Source organism: Mucilaginibacter phenanthrenivorans (assembly GCF_024721155.1).
GTDB classification, from domain to species: Bacteria; Bacteroidota; Bacteroidia; order Sphingobacteriales; family Sphingobacteriaceae; genus Mucilaginibacter; species Mucilaginibacter phenanthrenivorans.
On sequence record NZ_JAHVAP010000004.1, the window covers coordinates 92,457 to 114,063 of the forward strand.

General features: G+C 42.9%; 19 protein-coding genes. 8 read left to right on the plus strand and 11 right to left on the minus strand.

The window, feature by feature from the left end; all coding sequences use genetic code 11:
- Nucleotides 1–152: 152 nt before the first annotated feature.
- From KXD93_RS10045 to KXD93_RS10060, 4 genes are all read right to left on the minus strand, one after another.
- Complete coding sequence (locus tag KXD93_RS10045) at nucleotides 153–1,352, minus strand: PQQ-dependent sugar dehydrogenase (protein WP_258136956.1); 1,200 nt, start codon at nucleotides 1,350–1,352, stop codon at nucleotides 153–155.
- 125 nt (nucleotides 1,353–1,477) lie between these two features.
- Nucleotides 1,478–1,792: a hypothetical protein gene (locus KXD93_RS10050; protein ID WP_258136957.1), complete on the minus strand. Its 315-nt coding sequence runs from the start codon at nucleotides 1,790–1,792 to the stop codon at nucleotides 1,478–1,480.
- A 524-nt stretch (nucleotides 1,793–2,316) separates the two neighbouring features.
- Nucleotides 2,317–2,697: a hypothetical protein gene (locus KXD93_RS10055; protein ID WP_258136958.1), complete on the minus strand. Its 381-nt coding sequence runs from the start codon at nucleotides 2,695–2,697 to the stop codon at nucleotides 2,317–2,319.
- A 239-nt stretch (nucleotides 2,698–2,936) separates the two neighbouring features.
- A complete protein-coding gene (locus tag KXD93_RS10060) occupies nucleotides 2,937–7,025 on the minus strand; it encodes a pentapeptide repeat-containing protein (RefSeq protein WP_258136959.1) in 4,089 nt (1,362 codons plus the stop codon).
- A gap of 289 nt (nucleotides 7,026–7,314) precedes the next feature.
- Here KXD93_RS10060 and KXD93_RS10065 point away from each other — a divergent pair, with 289 nt between their 5' ends.
- Nucleotides 7,315–7,695: a hypothetical protein gene (locus KXD93_RS10065; RefSeq protein ID WP_258136960.1), complete on the plus strand. Its 381-nt coding sequence runs from the start codon at nucleotides 7,315–7,317 to the stop codon at nucleotides 7,693–7,695.
- 734 nt (nucleotides 7,696–8,429) lie between these two features.
- On the opposite strand, the gene KXD93_RS10070 is transcribed toward KXD93_RS10065, so the two are convergent.
- Nucleotides 8,430–9,332 carry a metallophosphoesterase family protein gene (locus KXD93_RS10070; RefSeq protein WP_258136961.1) on the minus strand — a complete coding sequence of 301 codons (903 nt, stop codon included), beginning with the start codon at nucleotides 9,330–9,332 and terminating at the stop codon, nucleotides 8,430–8,432.
- A gap of 228 nt (nucleotides 9,333–9,560) precedes the next feature.
- Here KXD93_RS10070 and KXD93_RS10075 point away from each other — a divergent pair, with 228 nt between their 5' ends.
- Both KXD93_RS10075 and KXD93_RS10080 read left to right on the plus strand, forming a co-directional pair.
- On the plus strand, nucleotides 9,561–10,433 hold the full coding sequence (locus tag KXD93_RS10075; RefSeq protein WP_258136962.1) for a PfkB family carbohydrate kinase: 873 nt from the start codon (nucleotides 9,561–9,563) through the stop codon (nucleotides 10,431–10,433).
- 1 nt (nucleotide 10,434) lies between these two features.
- Nucleotides 10,435–10,818: an iron chaperone gene (locus KXD93_RS10080; protein ID WP_258136963.1), complete on the plus strand. Its 384-nt coding sequence runs from the start codon at nucleotides 10,435–10,437 to the stop codon at nucleotides 10,816–10,818.
- An 8-nt stretch (nucleotides 10,819–10,826) separates the two neighbouring features.
- Here KXD93_RS10080 and KXD93_RS10085 read toward each other — a convergent pair whose 3' ends face one another.
- The 4 genes from KXD93_RS10085 to KXD93_RS10100 form a co-directional block, all read right to left on the minus strand.
- Complete coding sequence (locus tag KXD93_RS10085) at nucleotides 10,827–12,260, minus strand: sensor histidine kinase (RefSeq protein WP_258136964.1); 1,434 nt, start codon at nucleotides 12,258–12,260, stop codon at nucleotides 10,827–10,829.
- A gap of 274 nt (nucleotides 12,261–12,534) precedes the next feature.
- The gene (locus tag KXD93_RS10090; protein ID WP_258136965.1) at nucleotides 12,535–13,326 is read right to left on the minus strand and encodes a succinate dehydrogenase/fumarate reductase iron-sulfur subunit; all 792 of its coding nucleotides are present in this window, start codon (nucleotides 13,324–13,326) and stop codon (nucleotides 12,535–12,537) included.
- 71 nt (nucleotides 13,327–13,397) lie between these two features.
- Nucleotides 13,398–15,332, minus strand: coding sequence for a fumarate reductase/succinate dehydrogenase flavoprotein subunit (locus KXD93_RS10095; protein ID WP_258136966.1), 1,935 nt, complete (start codon nucleotides 15,330–15,332; stop codon nucleotides 13,398–13,400).
- Between the two features lie 103 nt (nucleotides 15,333–15,435).
- Nucleotides 15,436–16,221, minus strand: a complete 786-nt coding sequence (locus KXD93_RS10100) for a succinate dehydrogenase cytochrome b subunit (RefSeq protein ID WP_258136967.1) — start codon at nucleotides 16,219–16,221, stop codon at nucleotides 15,436–15,438.
- A 297-nt stretch (nucleotides 16,222–16,518) separates the two neighbouring features.
- On the opposite strand from KXD93_RS10100, the gene KXD93_RS10105 reads away from it, so the two are divergent.
- A complete protein-coding gene (locus tag KXD93_RS10105; RefSeq protein ID WP_258136968.1) occupies nucleotides 16,519–17,655 on the plus strand; it encodes a TlpA family protein disulfide reductase in 1,137 nt (378 codons plus the stop codon).
- Nucleotides 17,656–17,726: 71 nt separating this feature from the next.
- Here the strand turns inward: KXD93_RS10105 and KXD93_RS10110 are convergent, their stop codons facing one another.
- Both KXD93_RS10110 and pdeM read right to left on the minus strand, forming a co-directional pair.
- Entirely contained in the window at nucleotides 17,727–17,954 is a 228-nt protein-coding gene (locus KXD93_RS10110; RefSeq protein ID WP_258136969.1) for a hypothetical protein, read from the minus strand.
- A 296-nt stretch (nucleotides 17,955–18,250) separates the two neighbouring features.
- On the minus strand, nucleotides 18,251–18,916 hold the full coding sequence (pdeM, locus tag KXD93_RS10115; RefSeq protein WP_258136970.1) for a ligase-associated DNA damage response endonuclease PdeM: 666 nt from the start codon (nucleotides 18,914–18,916) through the stop codon (nucleotides 18,251–18,253).
- Nucleotides 18,917–19,039: 123 nt separating this feature from the next.
- Between pdeM and KXD93_RS10120 the strand changes: the two genes are divergently transcribed.
- The 4 genes from KXD93_RS10120 to KXD93_RS10135 all read left to right on the plus strand — a co-directional run bounded on the left by KXD93_RS10120 (nucleotide 19,040) and on the right by KXD93_RS10135 (nucleotide 21,573).
- A complete protein-coding gene (locus KXD93_RS10120; RefSeq protein WP_258136971.1) occupies nucleotides 19,040–20,209 on the plus strand; it encodes a DUF418 domain-containing protein in 1,170 nt (389 codons plus the stop codon).
- A 136-nt stretch (nucleotides 20,210–20,345) separates the two neighbouring features.
- Nucleotides 20,346–20,798 carry an SRPBCC family protein gene (locus KXD93_RS10125; protein WP_258136972.1) on the plus strand — a complete coding sequence of 151 codons (453 nt, stop codon included), beginning with the start codon at nucleotides 20,346–20,348 and terminating at the stop codon, nucleotides 20,796–20,798.
- On the plus strand, nucleotides 20,779–21,102 hold the full coding sequence (locus tag KXD93_RS10130) for an ArsR/SmtB family transcription factor (RefSeq protein WP_258136973.1): 324 nt from the start codon (nucleotides 20,779–20,781) through the stop codon (nucleotides 21,100–21,102). Before KXD93_RS10125 ends, KXD93_RS10130 begins: the two co-directional genes overlap by 20 nt.
- A 12-nt stretch (nucleotides 21,103–21,114) precedes the next feature.
- Nucleotides 21,115–21,573: an SRPBCC family protein gene (locus tag KXD93_RS10135; protein WP_258136974.1), complete on the plus strand. Its 459-nt coding sequence runs from the start codon at nucleotides 21,115–21,117 to the stop codon at nucleotides 21,571–21,573.
- Nucleotides 21,574–21,607: the final 34 nt, after the last annotated feature.

Here is a 21,607-nt window from a genome sequence, read left to right on the forward strand (position 1 = left end):
TTGCGTTCCATCGGAACGCTTCGTGAAATCTACAAGTGATTGGCTTGTAGGTTTTGTGGTTTAACTTGAATCGTTGAGAGACCCTGCGGGGACGGCAAAACAAAAGCGCCCGGGCATGTTTACCCGGGCGCCTTCAATAGCATTATTTAATATTATTGCCTGGCTATCTTATATAATTTCCCACCGTCGGTTGCAGCGTAAATAGCGCCATCCTTGCCGGTAGCCATGCAGCGCCAGCGTTCGTTTTTATCAGCAAGCAAGCGTTCTTCGCCCACTACTTTGTTGTTTTTGATTACCAGGCGGGTAATGAACTGGCTGCTTAGTCCGCCAAGGAACAGGTTATTTTTCCATTCAGCAATGTTACCTGTGTAAAACATCATGCAGCCCGGTGAAATAACCGGGTCCCAATAATAAACGGGCTGTATAGTTCCCTGTTTTTGCTGGATACCATCATACACCTTTTTGCCGCTGTATTCAATACCGTAAGTAACAAAAGGCCAGCCGTAGTTACCTCCCGGTTTGATCAAATTGACCTCGTCGCCGCCGCGGGGACCAAATTCGCATTCCCAAAGGCCGCCGGTAACAGGGTTGATGGAAAAGCCATCCGGGTTACGGAAACCGTAAGCATATATTTCAGGTTTAGCGTTAGCCTTGCCGATGAACGGGTTACCGGCAACCGGTTTTCCTTCCTTTGTGATGTGGATGATTTTACCTGTGGTTGTGCTGAGGTCCTGCGCTTTTACGCGGATATCGTCCGCCTGGCGGTCGCCTGAGGTGACGAACAGGTTGCCTTGCTTATCAAACAATAAACGTGAGCCGAACTGGCCATCGCCTTTATAACGCGGAAATGCTTCCCAAATCACCTTTACATTTTCCAGTTTTGTTTCATCGGCAGAGAGTTTGCCTTTTGCCACAGCAAGCGTAGCCCCTTCACCCGGCTGAGCGTAGGTCCAGTACACCATGCGGTTAGTGGTAAAATTGGGGTCTATATTTACGTCGAGCAAGCCGCCCTGGCCGCCGTACTGTACGGTTGGGAAGCCGGTAATGGTTTTCGCGACCTTGCCATCGGTAGTCAGGATCTGCATAGCTCCCGGCTTGCTGCTGATCAGCAAACGGCCGTCGGGCAAAACATGCATACCCCAGGGACCATTCAGTCCGGTATTGATAACCGTAACCGTATACGGGGTTTTGGTTTTAACACTGCCGATCCGGGTTTGCCCCGCGAAGGCAGGTTTATAATCGCTGTTGGCCTTTTTTGTTTCAACAGGCGGGCCGGTTTGCGCCTTAACAATTGCGGTTGCCGATAAAAGGGCGGCGCCCAATATTAACGGCTTATAAAGTTTTGAAAACATATGGTGGAGCTTTTATTAATTTCAAACAAATTACAATTTTAGTGGCAATATGTTTAATTGTAGTGTGTTTTTTACAGTGGTTTGTTTTTTTGATTGAACCGGTACGCGCGCAATGCCCGGGGGAATTAACGTAGGATCACCGCCAGTATAAAACACGCTGTGATAATTAATTGCACTTTACAGGTTTTGCTCGCAACCCTTCTTCTACTATCGTCATCCTCCGCATCACTTAGGCTGGCCCGATCAATTGCATAGGCAATTAATATAAGTATGGCACCCTCTGCCAGTGCTATAAGTATTTTCATCCCAACCCTTGCAGGTGCATGCAGCAAACCAGCAGGAATGAGCAGGTCATTATAATATGCGTTCAGAATAATCAACACCCAACATATTATAAGCTGGTAAATGACGATGAAGAGGGTATATAACGGTCTTTTCATTGTTGATGTAAGCGAAGGTAATTATTTATTTTTTTGTCTCCGCAGAGTCTCCTGAAAGGGACCCTGCGGACGCGCGCTAAGTCTGCGGCGGCATTATGCGCCTGTATGAGTTATTGCAAACCATCGCAGGGTCCTCGTTGAGAGACCCTGCGTGGACGGAGAGGAGGAAGATTTTGGATTTACAAAGGTTTACACTTTTGAAAAAATAAATTTTTAATGCATTGATTATAAGCAACTTAAAAAAAACAATGGTTTACACTTTTTGTAACATTTGTATAGTCGATATAGGATTGTTAACAAATTTGTATAGCCATTTTAGGACGTGCTAGAGGGGGTTTACGGGGGTTTACATAGTTTCTATGTAAACCCAAATTTAAATAATTGATAATCAGATATTTAATACTTTTTTAACGGGAAATTATCGATTTATATGTAATCCCACTTTTTGTCTTTTGTCTTCTCCGCTGCAAGCGACGCTTGCTGTATTTTACAGCGTTTTTTTAATTGGCTTTGGCACTACTTCCTCAAAATGCCCATAAAAAATAATACAAGGTATAAATCACTGCAGCGATACTCAAAATACAGTAAACAATGTAGCTGTACCTTCCATAGTACTGCGGATAGTCCGCTTCAATCAATTTCAAATCGCCGGAGCATAGGTAAGCAATGCCAAGATGAATAACAATCGGGGCCAGAATCAGAATAGCTTTAGAAGTTGAATCAAGGCGACCAGTATGTAGCGTTAACAACTTAAAAATAGAAAATTCCAGGCACCAGAGAAGAAATATGGTAGTGGATTCGGTTGTATCGTAAAAGGCATCTTTGTACCTCCCCTTATTTGCCAGTTTAGAGGCGGACGCATTTAAAAACAACGTAATAGTTTTAAATCTGCTTAGCTTTTCCATTTATTATAATTGATGTTGCCTTATCGACTAATAAAATATTGGCATACCCCCATCCCGTTTCAGCAAAACAAGATAAATATTTTTCGGATAGGATAAGCTCTTTGTAACTGACCATGTTGGCTACCTAAACGCGGGGCACTAGGTAGCCCACCTCTTTTGGCAGGCGCAGATACTAGCGCCAAATTAGGCACTACCCCCCCGCTTTGGTCGGCCCGAATATTCGCGCCAGGTTAGGAGCATTACAATTTGAGATAGTCAGTGAGCAATGCGACTTGTTTTTTTCTGGATTTATATTTGGTAATTTTTCCATGTCCAACTGTTTCTATAAATTTTTTAAAAGCAATAGGCTCCATTTGTAAAAGTTCCTCCTTTGTAAACCAGCCCTTAGCCCCGCGGTCTAAAAAATATTTGACATTACTCGATGGAGCTTGTAAACCTGATATCCTTGTTTGAGAAAGATCAAAATTATTGACCACTCTTTTAAACACTTGTAAAGACTTTAGATCCAACCAAATAATGTTATTATCCTCATATGAATCACTAAAAGCAACATAGCGGCTATCAGGGCTAAACCTAATGACTTCATATGATTCATTCAAGGAGTATATTTCCTCCCAATCACTCGTTTGTAATATCACGACCCCTTTTCCAACTGCGTAGTACACGAGATATTTGTCATTCGGACTAAAATGTACTTTGACGGCATAATCATTGCCGACATGTATCGTTTTAAACAACTTATTCAAAGGGATATCCCAAATATAAATGTCATTCAATACAGAGGCGACGGCCAACAGTCGATCGTCGGAAGATATTGCTAAACTATATACAAAATAAGTACCGTGAGAGATATTAGCTTTCACTTGTTCGTACTTTCCGCTTATATCATGCAAATCAAGAGTTTTGGACAAAGATTGACTACCAATATCAATAAAAAACACTTTTCCATCTCGGCCACCCGCAATTAACTGATTTGATAGGTTGAAAAAACAACATGAAAAAAGACCAGAATTAGAAAAAATAATTTCCCGATATTTTTCTGGATTTTCAAGTTCATGTATTTTAAGTTCTCCGCCCCGGCCAAATCCATCCGAAAAAGTTGCCAATAATGTTTCTTGCCTATTGATAACCAATCCGTCCGGTGTGAAATTTTGGAAATTGAAGATTTTGGTTTCCCCATTATTCAAGTTGAGTAAAGATAACCCGTTGCGTATATTAGCGATGAGGGTGTTGCTTTTTTTAACCACAATCAACTTGGTTATAAATATACTCGCGTCTTTGAATTTAAAAAATTCATCTTGCTTACCATCTTGAAAATGAACGATTTTAAAACCCAAATGTGCAACGCTTACTAAATCGTTACTTGCTGTAAAATCAAAACAAGTATGGCCGTTTACATCCCGCCAAACAGGATACGGACCATCTCTTAAAAATTGAGCGTTTTTAAAATTGCACCCATGTAGATCAGAATTTAAAAAACCAGGACTTCTTAAAATGGTGTTCTCAAAGTTGCAGTAGGTCAAATCTGAATCTCTAAAAATCGGATTAAATAACTCCAAGTCGCTAAAGTCCCTTCCATGGAAATCCCGTTCTTTTATAGTTAGCAAAGTCACAAAGTTGCCTAATAGGGTAGTGTAGTTTTTCTTATATGGAAATCCTTCATCAAATAACTCCCATAAAATGCTTATGCTTTCGTTAATGAGGTCTTTTAAGAAATCGAACACCACATTTAACTGTGGTGATTGAAGTTGAAAACGACCGAACGTTTCATTTAACTCATCCAATCTTTTTTTCGTTTTCCTGTGTACCGTAGTTCCTTGCATATTAACATTGAACTCCGGTCTTAGAATACCTAAGTCAGCAGCAAATTTATAGGCCACAAAAAATTCAAGCATAGACTTATGAGCTGGTTTATAATTACCCTCTTCTTCATCAATGACTAGTAAAGATTGTCCACGCATGTCGTAACGCCAATAATCCATGTTCTTGTCTTCAATGGGAATATTGAAATAATGGTAAATTATATCAGGAAACTCTTTAAAATTGATTGTTAATTTTTCATTGGAAAGCATCTCCCAAGCTAATTCCGACATGAAAAATATTTTGTCGGACAGCGATGTAAAAGTTCGTTGCTGTGAAATATCTCGCTCCATTTTTCTTTTGGTAGCATAAAAATATATTTTCGCGAGATTGATATCTACTTGATTGGTCACCTCCTGTAAAGCGTCGATAATTAACTCGATCATTAGAGGCCGAGACAACAATTCTACAATCCGATAATTACGGAAAATAATCTCAATCGTTTCATTACTGGTGAAATGACTTAGTAGACGCCTGATTTGCTCATTGTTGAATTTTAGCAGCTCCACAACCTCAAATTGAGGCGATTCATTAGGTTGCATTTTTGTGGAGTTCTTAAACTCTGCGTTTAACAAATGTCGCCCCTCGCGAATTGTAGCAAAGTGTTCGTTTCGGCAAGTTAAGACAACCTTTGATTGGCCTTTGACCACACTTGCTAACTCCCAGAAATTATCAACCATTTTTTGCTTATCAATCCTGTCTGCCATCTCATCAAAACCGTCAAATAGGAGTAAAAACTTCCCCATTTTATTTAACTGCGTAAATGCTGCAAAAACACCTTTGATTTCTATCTTATGTTTTCGAAAGAAAAAATCCGAAATCAAAACTTCCACCTGCATGGCTTTTGCAAAATCTCTGAGATAAATAAGTATTGGCAATCTGGGTCGCGGAGTACGTTCCAATTTAGCCTGCTGATATTTTTGGATTTGCTTCCAGGTGTAATAAAGTGTAAACCAAGTCTTTCCAGTTCCAAATTCACCCAAAATTGAAACGTGTTCTTTCTGTTGATCGTTAATCCACGTGTTGAGGTAACCTTCTAGCCAGCCTTCTTTTTCCCCATATATGCTTGTAGCCTCAATCTCTTTGGTTTGTTCGTTGTACTCACCTTTTTTCGCACCTAATGGAATAAAACGCTCATCAATTTTCTTTTCAAAAATCTGATCTTCGACCCATTTAAAATAGTTTGAAAAGTCAATTGTTTCCTCAAGCAGTTCGTCAAAATTATAACATACAATATCCTTATCGGCATCTTCCTGAGTTAATTTGAGCGCTGCCGGACTTGGGTGAGAAGTCGAAACAACCCAAGCCTCATCGCAATCATATTCCTTTTTCAGGCTTTCTACTAACTTAACATGAGGAACTTGTATCGGTTTCACAATTCCGTATACAAGCACTTTCGTATCACCTTTCCTTTCACGGATTACAATGTCGAAATAAAGATGGCTGTCTGTCATGACCTGTAATTGTCCTTGCTTATAGTCAATGGCATCAAACCAAGCTCGTAAGTCATCAAAAAAAAGCTCTAGCTTTAGCTTCGGGGGTCGATCCAAGTTATCGATCTTAGTCAGGATCAACGATGTTTTTACACCTATATCGACTAACTGTTTTTTAATGCCAGATAAATGTCCAAAAGTTGTTAATAATTCATTTTCCAGTGTTTTGATCAGTAGATTTTTATTCTCTGTATCTTTAGCAAGCTTTCGAAATAATTTGGCATCCAACAGTCGCTCGTCCGCTTTGAGAAGTGTCGACTTTTCGATAACATGATGTAATAAGTACGATAAAAATACTTTTACATCAACGTTCCTATTGTATTCTACTTTAGCTAAGCTATTCGCAATATCGTTTGTAATTGTATGTAAATCAGGATCAGCGACAACTTGAAAATCCCATCTTATACGTTCTAGGAAAAGTTGAAATTCATTACCATTTATTTGAGATAACAATTCATTGCTTTTCACACGTGCCTGGACTAATAAACCCGAGTCTCGAATGGATTTTTCATAGCGACCTACTAATCTATCTATATAGTCATTCACTGCGTTTCGCACTGGAACCAAGAAATCGTCGACCATATAGTCGCCACTACGTTGTTTTTCTTGCCATAACTTTAAAATTTGGCCAGCCCGTGGCCTAGTCGTGGAATTTGTGCTAAATCGAAATATACAATCTGAATTACTGCCGTACCTAAGGTATAATTTATAAAAATTAATAAGGGACTTTAAAAGTTCATCACTATTCAATGAGAATCCTTCCGAATAGCATTTAACTTGCGTGTAATGGCGATCGCCGGTAACTAAATCAATCAAAAGAATGTCGTCTTCTCGCTCACAATAAATTTCAAAATTCTCATCACCGGATCGCTCGATCCATAACTGAAGTGTCAATAAATATTGTAAATAGAAGCCTTTATTAGTTGAGGGCGCGTCAGTATTGTTTTTAAAAATATGGAATTCCGTGTTTTTCATTGTGGCTAAGGTTGTTTGGATATGATTGCAATCTTTGAAGTAATAGGATGATAATCGATCTATCACCTCATCAAATGTATCGCTAAATTATAAACATTAACAACAATTGCAACCTTCTCTGGCGCTATGTCGGGCAGTGAATAAGCAAAGGCGACTAGACCGCCGCGTTTAGATAGCCGGCACGCTATGTAGTATAATGCCTTCCAAAACTCAAACCAATCTATAAACAAAATCCCCTCGTCCTCTCCCAATTTTTAAAACAATTTCCGCTTCAATTTATTGAATAGCTATGATAACAGTGATCGGCATTTTTGAAAACGCAGAACTGGCAGATGAGGCCAGCTCCTACCTCCTGGCAAATGAATTTGAAGACGAAAACATTGACGTGCATACCAGCGCGGACGATGCTGCCGAACAGGATCGGGTAGGTGATTTTTTCAACCATATTTATGCAGACGGAAAACAGGCTGCCCACTACGCCTCGCTCGGGCGACAAGGTACGGTTGTCACGGTGCATGCCATCTCGGCCAGGGAGGCGCAGGAAGCGGTCGACGTGCTGAATAACTACGGCGCCGTTGATGTTAACGCCACCGAAGAAAACCCCGACGGCGCTAAATCCCGCAGCCAGGTGATAGAACGCATCATTGCGCCCGGGGATAGGTTGAGGTAGTTGGAAAGGGCCTTGATGGCTGTTGATTGGGGTGAATTGGATGCAGACTTATCAGCTGTTGTCGCGCGGAGAAGATCCTACGCTCCAGCTCAGGATGACAAAACATTATATTGAACATGTGGCGGGGTGTCACCCTGAGCCTGTCGAAGGGCGATGTGCGCAGTGGCCTGTCCGCGTGCTAAGCAGGGTGCAGAGGCCTTTGCCCACGTCGTGGTTCGACAGGCTCACCATGACACCGGGGGCGCTTTGGGGCTCCGGTGTGATTGGGGTGACTTCCGATGTAAACTTGTCGACGGGGTTAGGCGCTGAAGATCCTTCGCTGTCGCTCAGGATGACAAAGGGGCGGGATTTGGCTCCGCTTGGGCATCGTCGGGGCCTTTGCGCTCGTCCTTCGAGTGCCTCAGGATGACACCGGGCGCGCTTTGGGGCTCCGGTTTGTTTGGGGTTACTTTTGGTGCGGACTTATCGATGGGGTTAGGCGCTGAAGATCCTTCGCTGTCGCTCTCCGTGAGGAGTCCATCGAGGTTCGGAACAAATCATGCAAGCCGTGGCCCTGTGCGATTCCCGCCTTGGGGCGGGGAAGGGTTGGGTTTCTCGAACTAGAATCCCCCCGATAATCAATCGTAAAAGCATGGCGTAGAAACCCCTCCCTACACCCTCCCAAGGGAGGGAATCGCACAAGGCCACGCTTTTTGATGGGCTCGAGCTTTTTATACTAATATCTCACCAAACCCTCACTTCACCTCAAACACCAACCCATCCCTAAACCCCGAAAAATCAGGCTTCAGTTCCCGCGAGATCAGCTGTAGGGAATCGTGGTTGCGGATCAGCTCGAGGTAATGAAACATGGGCTTGTATTTGGCAGCAAGGTCGGGCGTTACGGCGCTGGCATACAGCGGCTGGTGCAGACCTCCCCCACCGCCGATCACCAGGAAATCCTTACCCTGCACATTAAACCGCTCGAAGTTATGCGAGTGCCCCGAAACGAAAAGCACGCACTTTTTCGAGTTGATAAAGGCCGGCAAAAAGTTCTGCCGCACTTCCATGGATGGCTTCACGATCTTGCTATTGGTATACGGCGAATGGTGACAGCCAACAATAATAAATTTGATGGCAACATCGGTCTCCAGTTTTTTGATGGCAGCGGCATACCAGTTGTCCTGCGCCAGGATCTCGGCGGTGGTCATCTTAGCGAAGTTAGAGTTGAGCAATACCACGGCCACAGAATCTATCACCTCGGTATAGCCTGCGGGATTGTACATAGGGAAGCGGGTGCGGAAGTTTTGGGTTCCGCGGCGGGCATTCAGCATCACCTCGTGGTTACCCAGCGTGGCATAAACGGGAATGGAGTCGAGGGCGCATTGTTTAATGTATTTGTCAATGTGGACCCACTTCTTTGTTTTATAGCCGAGGGAAACTACGTCGCCCAGGATAAACAGCCCGCTCGGCCGAAGGGTATCTACATCCTTAAAGATCATTTCTGTCGCCTTCAGGTTATGGTTTGATTTAAGGAGGAGCTTCTCCACCCACATGGGTTCCTGCGTATCGCTGGTAAAGGCGATAATGGGTGACCGCTGCTGGGCGACCACACTGGTAAGGCTGAATATGAACAGGGTAAAGGGGATGATGCGGCGCATTCTTGATTAACGTTTTATTATGGGATTTTGTATGTAGAGGCGTTCCACCTGTTCAAGTGTAAACCCAAAAGCGGACAAGACCCACCACTTACATTTATTCGCCCATTGAGTAAAAGTGAAACATTCTGATAATCAAGATGTTTCATAGTGTTCCAGGTGTTCCGTGTGTAAAAATGGAACGCTTTGCCCGTATAAATTATTATCTTGCCCAATTCAAACCACACCATTATGCCCGAACTCTGCTGTATAGGCCACATTACATCCGACAAGGTGGTTACCACCAAAGCTACCATGCACATGCCCGGCGGCACGGCTTTTTACTTCTCGTGCGCTGTCAGCAAGTTGGATCTCAGCTACCTGCTCGTAACTGCCCTCGCCCCTGCCGAAATGCATTATGTGGCTGCGCTGCGCGATAAGGGTGTTAAAATTAAAGTACAACCCAGCGCCCACACCGTATATTTCGAGAATATTTATGCCGAGGACCAGGACCACCGCACCCAAAACGTACTCGCCACCGCCGATCCGTTCGATGTAGCACAACTGGACGATGTGGATGCCCAGATCTTTCACCTCGGCCCCCTGCTGGCGGATGATATCAGCACCGAATTAATAAAAACCCTTGCCGCAAAGGGTCGCGTTAGCCTTGATGTCCAGGGCTACCTCCGCAAGCTCGACAACCAAAAAGTGTACCCCACCGATTGGCCTGCCAAACAGGAGGCCTTGCAACACGTCTCCATAGTAAAAGCCGATGTTGCTGAACTCGAGGCCCTAACCGGCTGCCCCACAACCGAAGAGGGTGCCAAACTGCTTGCAGATTGGGGCGTAAAGGAAGTGGTAGTTACCAATGGAAGCGGCGGTTCAGTAATTTACAGTGATGGGATATTTTATACTATCCCTGCCTTTCGCCCAGCCATAATTGCCGATGCCACAGGCTGCGGGGATACCTACATGGCAGGCTACCTGTACCGCCGTATAAAGGGTGATGATATCCAGCAGTCCGGTGAATTTTCGGCGGCTATGGCCAGCCTAAAGATGGAATCCGCAGGGCCATTTTTAGGCAATGAAGAAGATATAAATAACTTTTTGTCAACTCATAAGTGATATGAAACCCAACGGCCTGGAAATATTCAATGCTTACCTGGAGAGGCAGGATGATAAACTCAAACCCGGCCTGGTTGCATTGCGGGAACTGATCCTCTCCATTGTACCCGATGCCGAAGAAAGTTTCAGCTACCAGGTGCATTGCTTTAAGCACATTTACATGTTGGTGGGCATTGGCGTAACAAAGGAATCGTGCAGCTTGTATACAATGAGCCCGCCGCTAATTAAGAAGATGAAGGAGGAACTAAAAGGCTACAAGGCATCCGGTGCTACTATCCACTTTAAGCCAGACGACCATTTACCTGTAAATTTGATCGCTAAAATAGTTTTGAACCGGATACAGGAAAACGAAGCGCTTGCACTGGGCAGAGGCAAGAAAAAATAAGCACATGCTTAACTCGGTATAGTGATTATAAACCTGCTATAAACGCCCGGTTCTGATTTCACTTCGATACGTCCGTTCATTTGCGTTACCGCGTCCTTAACAAGGTAAAGCCCTAAACCTGAGCTATTTTTATTGTTACCCAACATATAGAACTTATCAAAAATACGTTCCTGATCCGCTTGTCTAATCCCTAAGCCGTTATCCTCTACCTCAATTACTGCGTTTGTGTCGAGCAGATACGTCCTTACTTTCACCCATTGCTCCTCTTTTTTAGGGTCGCTGTATTTTATCGAGTTTGAAACCAGGTTATTCAATATTACCTGTAACTTAAGAGCATCACTATCAATTTTATCCAGTTCAATTTCCTTATGAAATGATATCTCCTTCCCTTTACTCCTGTAATGATTCTGCGCTATTACATTATCAATAATTGAAGTTAAATAGCATTCTTTTTTAATAAGCCCGGCGTGCTTACTTTGAATGAACAGCATCATTTCGTTAATAAAATGATCCTGCTTTTCGAGGCTTTCCCTCATCATCAGGATATACAATTTAATTTGCACGATGTCTGATTCCTCATCGATCAGTTCAATCAGGCCGATAAGTGCAACCAGCGGCGAACGGAGGTCATGCGTTATATTAAATACAAACTTGTCCAGTCCTGCATTTATTAGCTGCAGGTCGTCATTCTGTTCAACAATTTTCTTTCGGGAATTAGACAGCTTCCTGATCATAATACCAGCGTAGGCTAACGAGTTGGATAAAATAACCAGGGTTATTAAAACATTACCTATAAAAAGATATAAATTTATTTTGCGGCAAATTACGCCAAGCGTATCTGAAAATGCTTCCTCCTTAATGGTCAGATCCGCTGAAATATTGCTTATCGACACTATAAGAAGCTTCTTTCTTGCCGGTGACAATTTGCCCTCCGCCACTTCAGGATGTGATTGCAAACCAATCTGGTGAAGTTTATTTACAAGCACATCGCCTTCGGTCCAAATCCCTATCACCTTTTTAAACATAGGTAGATGCTGAAAGTTGCTGAAAAGCCAAATCAGGTCATCAATGTCCTGGGGGTGATTTTTTCCCTGTAAAAAGCCTTTTGCTGCCTGCTGATAGTTTTTCTTGTCGGATGACAACGTAATCCTGGCTATGTGATCACCGATTGGTATGCTGATCTCTTTTTCAAAAGCCGCATAATCATCCTCATTCCCCAAATAAATATAATTGATCAAATGAGCAGATGCGTCTTTTTGGCCTTTGGAGTATTGCGATTCGCCATTGATGTAAGCTCGTGCAGCAGATAAGATCCTGATGGTATAAAAGTTCAGGACAATCATTATTGCAGAAGCAACCACAACTATCAACAATAAGGTAAAGGTAGTTTTTTTGAATAACAGCTTAAGACGGGATATCGGCGGTTTAAGTTTGTCTTCCAAGGGAATGAAAATTAACTGTCATTAATTGTTTATAGGCTTAACAAAAGATTAAATGACTTTAACAAGGTATACGCGTAACTTAATGCGGATGTTTCATTTTTAGGTAAGCAATATGAAATTGTTAATTAGTCCTCAGCTATTTGTAATAGCTAGTTAGTCACGCCTCCCGGAGCGTAAAAAAGGTTAAGCGCCTCGCCCGTTCGTGAAAATCACAATCAATAAAAAAGGCCTTGAAATTTCTCTCAAAGCCTTAATAGTTAAACATTGTTTGTCTTTATTCGCCGCTGGCATGTTCATGTGTAGCTTCCTCGCGGAACAGCTTGGCACTGAAATAATCGTTATTCATGCGGCTGATGTTGGTCATCTTTATTTCTTTAGGGCACTCCGCTTCGCAGGCACCGGTATTGGTACAGTTACCAAAGCCTTCTTCGTCCATTTGAGCAACCATGGCTTGTACGCGGCTGTAACGTTCTGTCTGCCCTTGCGGCAACATGCCTAGCTGGGTAACCTTTGCTGACACAAACAGCATTGCCGATGCATTTTTACACGCGGCAACGCATGCGCCACAACCAATACAGGTTGCAGAATTAAATGCTTCATCAGCGATTACCTTCGGGATCGGGATAGCGTTGGCGTCGATAGTAACACCGGTGTTTACCGAAACAAAGCCACCAGCTTGTTGGATCCTGTCGAACGCAGAGCGGTCAACGGCCAAGTCCTTTACAACCGGGAATGCAGCAGCACGCCATGGTTCAATCACAATGATCTCGCCATCATGAAAAGTACGCATGTGCAGCTGGCAGGTAGTGATCGCGTTCTTCGGTCCGTGCGGGTGTCCATTGATATACAGGGAACACATTCCGCAAATCCCTTCGCGACAGTCATGATCAAAGTGAATCGGCTCCTCATTTTTAAGGATCAGGCTTTCATTGACCACGTCAAGCATTTCAAGGAATGACATATCAGGCGAAATTCCTTCAGCTTTATAAGTCACAAATGCGCCTTTAGTTTCGGCATTTTTCTGCCTCCAAACCTTAAGCGTTAAATTCATATTTCCAGTACTCATATCGTTAAGTCTTGAGTCAAAAGTCCAAAGTCAAAAGTCGACTAACGACTCGAGACTTCAGACTCGGGACTTTATTTATAAGATCTTTGTGTTAAATGAACAAATTCAAAATCAAGCGTTTCCTTATTCAATACTTCCGGCTGGTTATCACCTTTGTATTCCCATGCGCCAACGAAAGCGAAGTTATCGTCATCACGCAATGCCTCGCCTTCCGGAGTTTGCGACTCCAAACGGAAGTGACCACCACATGATTCCTTGCGCATCAGGGCATCATCAACCATCAGTTCTCCAAGTTCAAGGAAATCGGCTACACGGCCAGCTTTTTCAAGCGCCGGGTTAACTTCTTCATTCTCCCCTACTACCTTGGCATTCTTCCAGAAATCAGCTCTTAAAGCCTGGATCAACCCTTTTGCTTTGGTTAATCCTTCTTCGGTGCGCGCCATTCCGCAATATTCCCACATAATGTGGCCAAGGTCGCGGTGATATTCGTTTACAGTTTTGGTACCGTTTAGCGCCAGTAACTTATTGATGCGGGCCAATACATCCTGTTTTGTTTGTTCAAATGCCGGGTGTTTGATGTCAACCGGTTTCGGGCCGATAGTAGCCAAATAATCACCTAAGGTATAAGGGATCACAAAATAACCGTCGGCTAAGCCCTGCATTAATGCAGACGCACCTAAACGGTTGGCACCGTGATCGCTAAAATTACATTCGCCTAAAGCATATAACCCCGGTACATTTGTGCTTAGGTTATAATCAACCCAAAGGCCGCCCATAGTATAGTGCACAGCAGGGTAAATTCGCATTGGTTGTTTGTATGGATCCTCGTCGGTGATCTGGTAATACATATCAAACAGGTTGCCATATTTGGCTGATACCGCGTCTTTGCCCAAACGTTTAATCGCGTCGGCAAAGTCAAGGAACACGGCAAAACCCGAAGTCCCTACGCCACGGCCATCATCCACCATTTCCTTTGCGTTACGTGATGCTACGTCGCGCGGAACAAGGTTACCGAATGATGGATATTTCCTTTCCAGGAAGTAATCCCTGTCGTCCTCTTTTACCTGGTCGGCAGTTATTTGTTTTTTTCGTAATTGCTCAGCAACCGCAACAGTTTTCGGCGCCCAAACACGGCCATCGTTACGCAACGATTCCGACATCAGCGTCAATTTACTCTGGTGATCGCCGGTTACCGGGATACAGGTTGGGTGAATCTGTGTATAGCACGGGTTAGCAAAAAATGCCCCGCGTTTGTGTGCGCGCCATGCTGCAGTAACGTTCGATCCGATCGCGTTAGTCGACAGGTAAAATACGTTACCATAACCTCCTGTAGCCAACAATACAGCGTGACCGCTGTGGGTTTCAACAGCGCCGGTAATCAGGTTACGGGTAACAATACCTTTGGCATGTCCGTCAATGGTAACTACGTCCAGCATTTCGGTGCGGGTGTACATTTTAACCTTGCCCAAATGAATCTGGCGATTAAGCGCAGAATAAGCGCCTAAAAGCAATTGCTGTCCTGTTTGTCCCCTGGCATAAAAAGTACGCGATACCTGCGAACCACCGAACGAACGGTTATCCAGCAAGCCGCCGTATTCGCGCGCAAAAGGAACCCCCTGGGCAACACACTGGTCGATGATGTTTACCGACACCTCCGCCAGGCGATATACATTACCTTCGCGGGCACGATAATCTCCACCTTTAATGGTATCGTAAAACAAACGGTAAACGCTGTCACCGTCGTTTTGATAGTTCTTGGCAGCATTTATACCACCCTGCGCAGCAATTGAGTGCGCACGGCGGGGGCTATCCTGGAAACAAAATGCCTTCACATTGTATCCAAGCTCGGCCAATGATGCCGCAGCCGCTCCGCCAGCCAAACCCGTACCTACAACTATTACATCGTATTTACGCTTATTGGCCGGGTTAACCAGCTTTAAGTTAAATTTATGCTTGCTCCATTTTTCGGCTAATGGACCTTGTGGAATTTTAGCATCTAAACCCATTTTCTTTTCTTTATTTTGAGAGTTGATTGAGTTGATCAGGTTGATTGAGTGAGTGGTTTGTAAAACCTAATCAACCCATTCCAACATAATCCAACCTATTCAACTACTTATTTAAACTCTGTATTAAATAAACAACCGGCATTGCCGCGAAACCTATCGGGATAATTACCGCGAACAGCCATGTGCCTATAAAGTAAACAACAGGCGTGTATTTACGGTGTACCCACCCCAGCGTGCGGAACGCGCTTTGAAAGCCGTGCAGCAAGTGAAACGACACCGCGAACATGGCTATCACATAAAAAATAACATAAAGCACATTGCTAAAACTCTGGGCTACGCGTGCGTGCAGGTCTTTCACCCTTACAACTTCTATGTTATTTTCTGTAGTTACCGATTTTTCAAAATTTGGAGACGTTGGCACATAGTCAACCGAAGTTGTTTTATCAGTTGCAAGATCAGTGCGGTATTCCTTATAAGCCACTTTATGGCTGTACTTATAGGCGAACCAAAAATCGCTCATGTGGATCACGATAAACAGCAATAAGATAGAGCCCAGCAAACCCATATTTTTTGACGACCAGGTAGCCGGCGACTTGTTTACCGATGCATAAGATACCGGCCTCGCCTTGCGGTTTTTGATAGTCAGGATCAGTGCATAAACCGCGTGAACCAAAATAGAAAGGTAGAGCAGGTATGCGATAACTTCTATAGGCGGGAAATGTGTAAGAAAGTTGGCGTACATGTTGAAGCCGAAACCATCATCATCTCTAAACAGCAAAAGGTTACCGCCAAGGTGTACAATTAAAAAGGTACACAGAAACAAGCCCGTTAAAGCCATGATCAGCTTTTTGCCCAAGGATGAGTTAAAGGTTTGTTTAAATTCGCTCATTATATCTCAGATTTATTCGGCAAAAGTATTTATTAAATATCAAAAGATATAAATGGATTCAGCTTATTGAGTATGTATTAACTATTTAGAAACAATCTAAAATACGATCTCTGCATTTAATTTTTGCAGATAATATCGCTTAACTTATATTAGAGGCGTGAAGAGAGATGCAAAAGGATAAGAGCCAGAAATCAAGATAAAGCGCAACTAATTTAAAACGGCTTGCTGATTTCTTTTTCTTCTTAATTCTTGACTCTTGCATCTTGACTCTAAAAACTAAAATCTTATTACCCACATATGAAACTCCCCTACATCGTTATTGCAGGCTTATTGTTAGCTGGTTGTAAAAAACAAGTTTATGTTGAATTTACAGGCACAGCAACTGGAATAAAAACCGGCGTATTTACCGTTAAAACACTTGGCGACAGCACTATTTTTGGTGAGAATATAAAAGACGGCAAGTTCAATGTCGACAAAAAGCATCTTGGCAAAGCCGGTTATTATAGTATGAACATAACCGATGCTGATAATAAGGATGAGCATACGCCTTACGAAGTTTACCTTGAAGATGGCAAGTACGCCATTGAAGCTAAAGCGGGTGAGCTTTACAAATATCCAAAGATCACCTCCTCATCAAAGATCCAGGAACAATTATCGGCCTTTTATACGCTGGCTGACAATATGAGCAATGAGACTGTAAAAAACATTGGCAAGATCAATAAGGAGTTAAAAGACAATTACATGAAGTCGACCCCAGAGGCTTATAATAACTTACTAGCCGAATTGCAGGCGAATCAAACTAAAATGCGTGACGTTGACGCTGAAGCATTTAAGCAATTCTTAAAGCAATATCCGCAAAGCGAAATCAGTGCGCACATCATGTCAAAACTTGATTACGAGGGCGACCCGGTTACCTATTATGCCATATTTAAGTCCCTTACTCCCGAAGCACAAAAAAGCGAAGAGGGCCAGGAAATTGGCGATAAGCTGAGCCATATGATCAACCTGGTAGTTGGTAAAAAGGCGCCAGCTATTCAAGGTAACACGGTTGATGGAAAAGCGTTTGATCCCAAAAGCATCAGTAAAAAATTGATTGTGATTGATTTCTGGAAGGCTGGCAACGAATTGAGCCGCCGAAATCACGACCAGGTGAAATCACTGATGGCCCAGGATGCTATCAAACAAAATGTGGCTTTTATAAGCATTTCGCTCGATTCAAAATCCGACTGGTGGACCGGCGCCGTAAAAGATGATAAACTGGACTGGACGCAGGTGTCCGACCTGAAAGGCAACGACTCACCAAATGCTGCCAACTATAACATTACAGAGATCCCAAGCTATTATTTATTGGATGGAAACTGGAACATCGTAGTGGCTAAGATTGGCATTAAGAATATTGAGTTCGAGATATCGCAATATTTGAAGAAGCATTAAGCAATAGCCAACAAGTTTGAATTTAAATTTCAGCATTCCACAGAAATGCTGAAATTTTTAATTTTTAATTTTTACAACGACCCACCTGATTGACAGTTGCAGGTTGCGTAAGTATCATATCCATTCGGACAATAATCTGTAAGAGGCGCATGGACGCAACCGGAACCAACAGGATAATTTGTTACCGTTACTGTGGTGTAGATTTGCGAATCAAGATAACAAGTGATTGTGCAGGTTGGTAAACTGCCTCCGGTCACTTTTTTCATTTCCTGCCGGTCAAGTTTTGTTTGTTTGTTCATAATTTAAGATTTAAGTAATAAATAATTGCCGAATTTTCGCCCCGGCAACATAAGCGACATGTAGTTTAAAAGCACATGCTCTTTACCTCGCGAAAGTATTTTCACATATGTTGACCAGCACACTTAGGTAGCAGGCATACCAATAAAATCAAATTATTATAAAGTGATAAAGTACGTTTAGGGGTAAAGCAATAAACAGCTAAATTTAATTAAAAACTAAACAGACTTCAAAAAACTAAGGGAATAAACGGCCACTTTATTCAATCGTATCAAATAAGTTACAAAAGTCCTGAATCTTAATTTACAGTCAGTACTTTGTCGTTTGCAATTGCGAAAACCCTATCGGTTTTATTGCTTCGGATGGCGACCTTCCCTGTAAATTTACCAAATGAAGGCAACACAGCCTGCCTGTTTCCAAAGGCGAAGCAAGGTAAAGTAATAGCCTGTCGCCCGCGTCCCACCAGGCGTACACCCGGATGAATATGCCCGCAAAACACATAGCCCGATGCATTGTGCAGGTTAGTATCGGTTAGCGGATGGTGCAGCATCAAAAACGGGCCGATCAGCATTTCATCGTGCAGGATGATATTTAACTGGCGGTAATAACTGTCATCTATAATATCATGATTCCCTCTAACCAAAATAATTTCCAGTTTCGGGAACTGGCTGCGCCAAAGGATGAACCAGTCCCAGTCGGCATTCATATCGCTATGAAAAAAATCTCCAAGGAAAATTATCTTTTCGGGTTTGTGCTCAAAGATCAGGTCGGATAAAACGGCAAGCTCGGTTTGCTCCATATCGCGTGGTACGGCAATACCCGCCTTGCGGAAATGGCCCACTTTGCCTAAATGGACATCCGCAGCAATCAACGCTTTTTCCTGCTTCCAGTAAATGGCCTTTTGCGGTAATAATAATAAGTCCTGGTTTAATAAATTGAAAGGAATTCCCCCACCCGTAATCATGGAGCAAAAATAATAAAATCTATTTGATGGCGCTAAGCCCCAAGGCAGGGAGATTTTCCAAAACAAGTTGCATAACACGTTTTTTAGTATAAATTTGATTTACAACCACTTCTATTCAAACCCATGCCCGAAACAGATTTTAAGCCCATAGCACCTGGTAACCGAATCCCGATAATTGATATTCTCCGTGGTTGGGCGCTACTTGGCGTGGTGGTGATGAACTATGCTGATTTTTACCTGGTTGGCATGGGTGATAACCCCAAGTTGGACAGCGCATCCAATGCTTTAATGACAGTGTTAAACTTTGTTTTTGCGTCCAAATCGTGGACGCTGCTCAGTTTTTTATTCGGCTATGGCTTTTCAGTGATCATGCAAAATAGCCGGGTTAAAAATGTAAACGGCAACATGTTTTTCCTGAAACGCATGTTCTGGTTATTCGTGCTGGCTTTTATCGACAGCGCCTTCTTTTTTGGCGATATATTAAAGGACTATGCCTTTTTAGGGCTGGTCTTATTGCTATTCAGCAACTTCACAGCAAAAACTTCATTGTACACAAGTGCTGTCATATTTTTGCTTATTCCGGTAGTGACAAGTTTGGTCACCCGTCTTTATGGCAACCCTGGGATGGGCCTTTTTACGCCATATCTACACTTGTACGCGGGCCATTCCATCCCGGATATATTTTGGTTTGGCTTAATTGGCACATGGAAAGGGCAAATCATCAATTTAAACTGTACCGGAACAGTACATACCGTTATGTTTTGCTGTTTCCTTTTAGGTCAGGCAGCTCAAAAAGCAGCATTTTTCGAGAAGATGGAACAAAACAAACCTGTTATTAAAAAAATCTGGCTGGGCAGTCTTTTCTTATCCTTTATTGCAATCGCGCTAAATATCGCGTTTACCAAACCAGCGTTTATAACCAACTATTTTAATCCCGACTATTGGGAAGTATTGTTCATCATGATATTTACAGCAGCGTCGATATGCCTGCTGTATATGGCAGGAAAGCTAAGATCATTTTTCATTTCGTTACAAGCCATCGGTAAAATGACGCTGACCAATTATATTGTACAGAATCTTATCAGCATCTTTTTGTTCTCAGGCCTTGGTTTTGGGCTTGCATTAACCCACAAATTGCTGCTCCCTTATTATTATATGCTCGGGCTGTTAGTTTATATCCTGCAGGTATATTTTAGTAAATGGTGGCTCGGCAGATTTTATTACGGGCCAATTGAATGGCTATGGCGCCAACTAAGCTATGGCAAAAGGCTGGGGATAAAAATTAAGCGGTAACGCTTAAATTCCACCAACCCGCTATTTCCAAACTTCGCAGTTCTCGAAGGTATCGCTCTAAACTAAATTATTTTCAAAAATATTTGCGTAACTCAGAAGTTACATATACATTTGAGTAACTTAAAAGTTACCTATTATGGCAAAGATTATCAAACACCAATTTTTCTTCCCTCATCCGCAGGAGTCGGTTTGGGAGCACCTCACAAAATCTGAACTGATGGCACAATGGCTGATGAAAAATAATTTTCAGCCAATCGTCGGTCACGACTTTCAATTCACGACGGGCCCGATACCGAGCCTCAATTTCGACGGCATCTTTTACTGCAAGGTATTGGAAGTAGATCCATTTGACCGGCTTTCCTATTCCTGGAGCAGCGGCCCCGGCGATGGCAAGATCACACTCGACTCCGTAGTTACATGGACGCTGGAGCCAAAGGATAAAGGCACCGAAGTATTCCTGGAACATAGCGGGTTTGCAAAAAAAGAGAACCTGGACTTTTACAATGGCCTGCTTCAAGGTTGGTTGGAAAAGTTCGAAAAGATCAACAAACTTTTAAACGCTGCACAAAATGCCCATACCAACGCTTGACGCCTTCCAGGTTATCGGCGATCCGAGCAGGCGCAAGATGCTGATGCTGCTCTCGGCCGATAGCCTGACCATCAATAGCCTGGCAGATAATTTTGATATGAGTCGCCCCGCAGTTTCAAAGCATATTAAGATCTTGCAAACGGCGGGGTTTATTTCTATTGAAGATATTGGCAGGGAACGCTATTGCTCTTTGAAAAAGGACGGCTTCGAAGAGTTGCAAGCCTGGTTGGAATACTTTGACGCATTCTGGGCATCGAAGCTGAAGAAGTTAGAAACGTTGTTAAACAACAAATTACCAAATTAAAAAATAAACAAAATGACTACACCAGATTTTAACACCACGTTTTCGGTGGATGAAACCCCGGACGAGGTATTTAATGCCATCACCAATGTACGCGGGTGGTGGTCCGAAAATATTGAAGGAGGCACAAGTAAACTTAATGATGTATTTACTTATCGTGTAAAAGACATCCATCAATGTACAATGAAGTTAATAGAAGTTGTTCCGGCTAAAAATGTGGTCTGGCTGGTATTGGACAACTATTTTGAATTCACGGAAGATAAGACGGAGTGGACCGGCACAAAAATAGCGTTTGAGACCTCGGAAAAGGATGGTAAAACACAATTGCATTTTACCCACTGGGGCCTGGTTCCGGCTTTTGAATGTTATGAAATTTGTTTCGATGGCTGGAGCAGGTACATCAACGGCAGCTTGCGAAACCTGATCACTACGGGAAAAGGTCAGCCGAATCCTACGGAATATGTTACAGCGTAAAGTAACACCGCTTAAATAAAATAACTATCGCGCA